7 protein-coding genes are annotated in these 6,560 nt (G+C 61.2%); all 7 read left to right on the forward strand.

The features are described from left to right. Positions 1-83: 83 nt before the first annotated feature. The gene (gene rpsF / locus ACTOXK_RS11785) at positions 84-377 is read left to right on the forward strand and encodes a 30S ribosomal protein S6 (RefSeq protein ID WP_016310126.1); all 294 of its coding nucleotides are present in this window, start codon (positions 84-86) and stop codon (positions 375-377) included. 48 nt (positions 378-425) lie between these two features. Beyond that, positions 426-911, forward strand: a complete 486-nt coding sequence (locus ACTOXK_RS11790; RefSeq protein WP_016310127.1) for a single-stranded DNA-binding protein — start codon at positions 426-428, stop codon at positions 909-911. A 20-nt stretch (positions 912-931) separates the two neighbouring features. Then, the gene (gene rpsR / locus ACTOXK_RS11795; protein ID WP_016310128.1) at positions 932-1,192 is read left to right on the forward strand and encodes a 30S ribosomal protein S18; all 261 of its coding nucleotides are present in this window, start codon (positions 932-934) and stop codon (positions 1,190-1,192) included. Between the two features lie 15 nt (positions 1,193-1,207). After that, on the forward strand, positions 1,208-1,801 hold the full coding sequence (gene rplI, locus ACTOXK_RS11800) for a 50S ribosomal protein L9 (RefSeq protein ID WP_016310129.1): 594 nt from the start codon (positions 1,208-1,210) through the stop codon (positions 1,799-1,801). Positions 1,802-1,987: 186 nt separating this feature from the next. Then, positions 1,988-3,400 carry a replicative DNA helicase gene (gene dnaB / locus ACTOXK_RS11805; RefSeq protein ID WP_136435394.1) on the forward strand — a complete coding sequence of 471 codons (1,413 nt, stop codon included), beginning with the start codon at positions 1,988-1,990 and terminating at the stop codon, positions 3,398-3,400. A gap of 3 nt (positions 3,401-3,403) precedes the next feature. After that, positions 3,404-4,684: a metallophosphoesterase family protein gene (locus ACTOXK_RS11810; protein ID WP_217951551.1), complete on the forward strand. Its 1,281-nt coding sequence runs from the start codon at positions 3,404-3,406 to the stop codon at positions 4,682-4,684. Beyond that, on the forward strand, positions 4,681-6,560 hold a 1,880-nt coding region (locus ACTOXK_RS11815; RefSeq protein WP_482279976.1), incomplete at its 3' end, for an AAA family ATPase. The genes ACTOXK_RS11810 and ACTOXK_RS11815, both read left to right, overlap by 4 nt.

Raw genomic sequence — 6,560 nt, forward strand, 5'->3', positions numbered from 1 at the left:
GCTCTGATACACTATTCAGGCTATTCCTGCTCCGGTGTTGCCTTCACCAGCCCGGAGCCGTAGAGTCCAAAGGAGGTGAGCTGATGAAGGCTTATGAACTGCTGTTTATTGTTGCCCCCACGATCGATGACGAGACGCGCGCTGGTGTGATGAAGCGCATCGAGACCACGCTGGCCGAGGCCAACGGTGTTGTGGACAATGTCGACAACTGGGGCAAGCGCAAACTCGCTTATGAGATCAACGGTCTGTCTGATGGCGACTACACTCTCATCGATTTCCATGCTGATCCGCAGAGCATCGCCGAGCTCGACCGCGTGCTGCGCATCAATGATGCCGTGGTGCGTCATATGGTCGTCGCCCGCACCGATCGCGACTAGTTTGGAAATGGGCTCTCAAGGAGAGGCCCCCTGTGAGAAGAGGTAGAAATGAGCATCAACCGTGTGATCATCAGCGGCAATCTGACCCGCGACCCCGAGCTGCGCAACACTCAGTCCGGCATGGCTGTGCTGAGCTTCGGCGTGGCGGTGAACGACCGCCGCAAGAATCCGACCACCGGCGAGTGGGAGGATTATCCGAACTTTGTGGACTGCACTATGTTCGGTGCCCGAGCCAACAGCTTGTCCCAGTACTTGTCCAAGGGCACGAAGGTGTCCATTGAGGGCAAACTGCGGTGGAGCCAGTGGGAGCGCGATGGCCAGAAGCGAAGCAAGCTGGAGGTCATCGTTGATGAGATTGAATTCATGTCGAGCCGCAACAGCAACGGCGGGGGTTCGTCCTACGGCGGCGACACCTATGGGAATCAGGGCTACAGCACCCCGGCTCCGGCTTACAGTGCGCCCGCAGCTGCTGCTCCCGCGGCCCCGGTGATTGATGCCTCTTCTTCTGTGTACGATGATGACATTCCGTTTTAAGCGAAACGAAAGAGGTTAACATGGCCGATTACGCTAAGCAGCCTCGTCGTAAGTATTGCCAATTCTGCAAGGACGACGTGGAGTATGTCGACTACAAAGACACTCAAATGCTGCGCAAGTATGTTACCGATCGTGGCAAGATCAAGCCCCGTCGCGTGACTGGTGCCTGCACCCAGCACCAGCGCGACATCGCGGAGGCCGTCAAGCGCGCCCGCGTTATGGCTCTCATGCCCTATGCTGTGCCCGCCGTGAGCGGTCGTGGCGATCGCCGCAATCGCTAGGCGAAGGAGGAAACTATGAAGGTAATTCTCCTGAAGGAGCTCCATGGCAAGGGCGGCGAGGGCGACGTCATCGATGTCACCCGTGGATTCGCCAATAACTTCCTGCTCACCCAGGGTTATGCCGTGAAGGCCACCCCTGGCAACCTGAAGCAGCTGGAGGAGCGCAAGAAGAACATCGCCAAGCGCGAAGAGACCCGCATTGCCGATGCCAACGCCATGGCGGCCAAGCTCAACGACGCCACCGTGCGCGTTATTGCCCAGGTGGGCGAGGAGGGCGTGCTCTTCGGTTCTGTCACCGCCCCCATGGTGGCCGACGCTATCGCCGAGCAGCTCGATATCGAGATCGATAAGCGCCGCGTCGAGCTGGGCAAGCCGATCAAGATGGTGGGCACCTACGAGGTTCCCGTGGGCCTCTACCGCGACATCAAGGGCAATGTGACCGTGATCGTGGGCGGCGACGGTATGGACGAGGAGTCTGCTGAGGCCGTCGAGGCCTTCGACGAGGCCCTCGAGGTTGCCGAGACCCCCGCTGACGAGACCGTCGAGGTCGATGGCCAGATCGCTGCGGACGGTACGGTCGAGGCCGAGGTGACTGAGATCGAGGAATAGATCTCGCCCCGAGACCTTTCAATGGCCCTCGCTTGCGAGGGCCATTTTTTATGAAAGGAAGGGAAAGGGAAGATGCGGGGAGGGATGCCGCACCATCCGATTTTGTTTCTCGTGAAACACTTCACCCCTCGCGGGCGTGCTGAGTAACGTTACAATGTACGAAACATCAAGAGAAGGAACCACCCCATGCCATTTCCCTCCCCCGACCAATCTCGCCCTGAGCCCGCACCTCTCGCTCCTCAGGCGCAGCTTCCCCAGAACATCGAGGCAGAGCAGTCGGTGCTGGCGGCGTGCCTGCTGAACCACGAGGTGACTGAGGAAGCGGTCATGCGCATCAAGCCGGAGAACTTCTTCCGCCCGGCGCATCGTATTATCTTCGAGGCAATCCAAGGGCTGGTGAACCGTCGCATTCCCGTCGATCCCATCTCCCTTGCCGATACGCTGAAGGCTCAAGGTCAGTTGGACGCCGTGGGGGGTCGTGCGTATCTTGCCGAACTGGCTGATAACACGTTCTCGCTGACAAGCTGGGAGCGCCATGTCGATATCGTCAAGCGCCAAGCTATCCTCCGCGAGTTGGTCTATGCCTCGGCGCAGATTAACGCCCTGGCCTACGACGCTCCCGACGATGTGAACGAGGTGGTCGAGGAAGCGGAGAAGATGTTGCTCAACGTGACCGAGAAGCGCGTGAGCTCCACCTTCCGCAAAATGGACGAGCTTGTGAATGAGGCCTACGAGCAAATCACCATCCTCGCCAATCAGAAGAATCACATGGTTGGCGTGCCGACGGGCTTCAAGGACGTCGATGATCTGATCCATGGTTTCCGCGGCGGCGACCTGGTCATCTTGGCGGCTCGTCCCGGTGTGGGAAAGACCTCCTTCGCATTGAACCTGGCCACCAACGCTGCAAAAGCTGGGGTTGCGGTTACCTTCTTCTCGTTGGAGATGGGCGCCGAGCAGCTGGTGCAGCGTATCCTGTGTTCTGAGGCCCGCGTATCGCTCTCGAAGCTGCGCAGCGGACTCATCGCCGAGGGAGACTGGGGTGCGTTGGCCGAGCATTCGGGAAAGCTCTCGCAGCTTGATTTCTATATCGATGACGCGCCGGGCCTGACGATCTTGGAGGCCCGGGCGAAGGCCCGCCGCGAGCTCCACGGCATCAAGGAGGGGCAGAAGGGCCTGATCGTCGTGGACTATCTCCAGCTCATGCAACCGAGTCCGGGTACGAAGAACAAGAGCACAAACGACCAGGTGGGCGAGATCTCCCGTGGATTGAAGATCCTCGCGAAGGAGATGAACATGCCGGTTATTGCGCTCTCGCAGCTCTCTCGCGCGGTGGAGCAGCGCGGCAAGGACAAGCGACCTATGCTCTCGGACCTGCGTGACTCCGGCTCCATCGAGCAGGACGCCGACATCGTCATGTTCATCGACCGTTCGATGAACGAGATCGAGGCGGAAAGCGAGAGTCGTCCCGATCTGGGCATGGCGAAGCTCATCGTGGCCAAACACCGCAACGGTGCCACTCGCGATATCGACTTGGCTTTCAATCCTGAATTCACGAAGTTCATGGACTTCATCGATGACTCGCGGGTCGGGTCTTTCTAGCCGGTGGACGAGAAGCTGACATTCATCCACGCCGCTGATTTGCATATCGGTGCGCCTATCCGCGGGCTACGGGGGCTGTCGGATGAATGGGAGCGGCGGCTCATCGATGCGATACCCGCCGCCTGGGAGCGTGTCGTCGAGACGGCGATATCCCGACGCGTCGATTTCGTTATCGTGGCTGGGGATATCTTCGACTCGGTGCGCGCATCCTATGGCGACTATGTGCGTTTCTTCGCCGGTTTGCAACGCCTGGATGCTGAGGGCATCTGCACGTATCTTTGCACGGGGAACCACGATCCTCAGAGTGTTTGGCAAAAGGATTTCTTCGCCTTGCCCCCTTCGGCGACGATGTTAGCCGCTGATCGACCCGATTTCGCGCTTTTTGAGCGCGAGGGAAAGCCTGTCGCCATCGTTGCGGGCCGCGGCTATCCGAACAAGGTGTGGTCTTCCCGCGAGAACATTGCAGCGGGGTTAACGCGCCAGGCGGCCCTGTCCGCCCTGGGTTCGCGGGCTGAGGAGGCCCCTTTTGCCGTGGGGGTGCTCCACACGGGGCTCAATCTAGATCCGGCGAAGGCTCCCACCGACCCGGCTGCCCTGGTCGCTGCCGGCTTCGATTACTGGGCTCTCGGGCATATCCACCGACGGTATCAGGACAGTGAGGACGATCCGCGGGTCGTGTTCTCCGGTTGCGTGCAGGGCCGCGATATTCGCGAAACAGGTTCGCGTGGCGTGTACGTTGTGGAGCTTTGGTCTGACGAGAGCCCTCGGCTTACGTTCGTTCCGACCGCCTCCATCGTATGGGAGCAGCCTGAGGTAGATGTTTCCGACTGCCCCAACATCCCATCGCTCGTGAAAAAGGTGATGCGCGAGCTCTTCGCCGTCAATGGCACCGTGTCCTGCGAGATGATGGTCACGCACATCACTCTAGTTGGAGAGACCCCTCTTTCAGAGGTGCTGTCGCGGCCGGGGGTTCTGGAGGATGTGAGGGCGTCTCTTAACGACTCCTACAGCGAGTTTTACTGCGACGAGCTCATCGACCGCACGCAGAGCCCGCGCGATGAAGAGGCCCTTCGCGCCGAGGGTATGTTTCCGGCGGTATTCCTTCGGACGACCGAGACGTTCGCCTCTGACGTGGCGGGTCAGATTGATTTTCTACAGGAAGAATTTCTCGCGCGGGGAATTCCCCTGACCGCGAGTCTTTCTGAAAAGAAAGCCCGCCGCTTGACAGGAGAGGCATCCTCGCTTGTGCTTGAGCTGCTCGCTCAGGGAGGCGACGAGCGATGAGCGGCCCCCGTGTTTTCCTGGAATATCTGCGCCTCGGCCACTTCGGGGCCTTTCATAATTACACAGTCGGCCCCTTCGGATCGCAGCTCAACGTGGTGCTCGGTGCAAACGAGTCGGGGAAGACGACGCTTGCCTCGCTGGTGGGGGGCGTCCTCTTCGGGTGGGGCAAAGGATCTCTTGCACGCAACGATTACCGACCGGAATATGGCGACCGCTCGGGCGCGCTGTTGTTCTCCGACGGCCGGACATTGGCCCGCGAGGGAGAAGATGCGCCCGTCACCGGCGCGGTTGAGCTGATGGAGGATATCGACAAAGACACCTTCCACACTATGTTCTCCCTCGACAGCGACGAATTGAGGAGCCTGCGGAACAGCACCGATACGACTGCGAAGCTGCTGACTGCGAGCACGGGAACCGCCTCGTCTCCGGCCGCGGCCCTGGCACGCTTGAACACCCAGCTGGAATCCTTCACCGCCCCAGAAGGGGAGTGCTCGATTCCGCATCTGATTGAACGGCGCAACGCTCTGCGCGAGCAGCAGCAGATTGCCTCCGATCAGGCCGACCGCTGGCGCGCGCACGATCGGGAGCTGCATGGGCTGACTGAAGAGCGGGAGGCCATGGCGGAGCGGGTTGAGGAAAGCCGGCGGCTTGTCGAATCGCTGGCCGCCGCCAAAGCGGCCGTCTGCTCTCTTGATGCCGAGCGCACGAAACTCACGGCGGAAATCGAGCGGTTGAACGTATCGCGCGACGAAGCCACCGCGGCCCTGGAGGAGCACGAGCGCGGTCTTGACGAGCGTCTTGTGCGAATGACGGGAAACGAGGATCGCTCTTTGCGCGATCGGCTGGACGTGCTGGCGGCCCAGCAGCAGCGGCTCGCCCATGCAACCGATGTGGCGCGCACCAACTACACGTCATCGGCGGCGGTGTACGAGGCGCTTCTCGAGACGGTGAACGAGGAGGAGGATCGCCGCAACCAACAGGCCGAGCATCGCATCCAGGTGGCCTTTTGCGTGGTAGTGCCCGCAGTGCTGTTTCTGCTGGGCGTCCCCCTGTTCATCGAGGGTCGTGCTACGGCGTCGTTGAGCTATATGGCCATCGGGTTTCTGCTGTCGGTGTTCGCCTTCATCATGGTTGTGGCGGGTTTTGCGCTGCTGTTTCGGCCCGACAAGGCCGGCTCCGCCCGCAAACAGCGGTTTGAGGACGCCCAATGGGTCATGGTTCAAGATGCGAAGAAAATGGAGGCCTGCCAAGCCGAGGAGTCCCAGTTCGCGACACGCGTTGCCCATGAGCTGGCCGATGAGGGCCTCTCGCGGGCGGAAGGCTCGCTTCGCCAGGCACGAGTGCTGCTCGACGAGGCCCGCGATGCGCGCTCGGCTATGGCCCTGTGCCGTCAGCGTCAGCAAGCTGCGATTGCGCGCGCGGCCCAGGTGTCCGATCGCCTCGGCGAGATTGCCGCCGAGCGCGTCGTAGCCCTTGAGCAGGCGGGGTTGCCCCCGGACGCATCGCAGGTTGATGTGGATGGCGAGTACGATCGTCGGCTTCGCCAGCGGGCGGGGCTGCTCGAAGCGTTCGAGGAGATGAACCGTCGTGCTGGCGAATTGGAGGCCGTGCTTTCTCAGGCCGCCCGCTCGACTGAGTTCGATCGCTGCAAAATAGAGGTGCAGCAAGTGTGCACCCGGCTCGACGAGGCGAAGACCGACTTCGGGCGGCTCCTGCTGGCGAAGCGCATGCTCGAGGCGGCTTTGGCAACCTGGGAGGCCACCCAACAGCCCGAAGTGTACGCCCAGGCGAGTCGCTTGCTCGCGTTGATGACCGAGGGCCGCTGGGTCGAGGTGTCTCTGACATCCGAGGGCGCGCTGCAGGTGACCGACGCCGC

It is taken from the genome of Adlercreutzia sp., assembly GCF_056795635.1.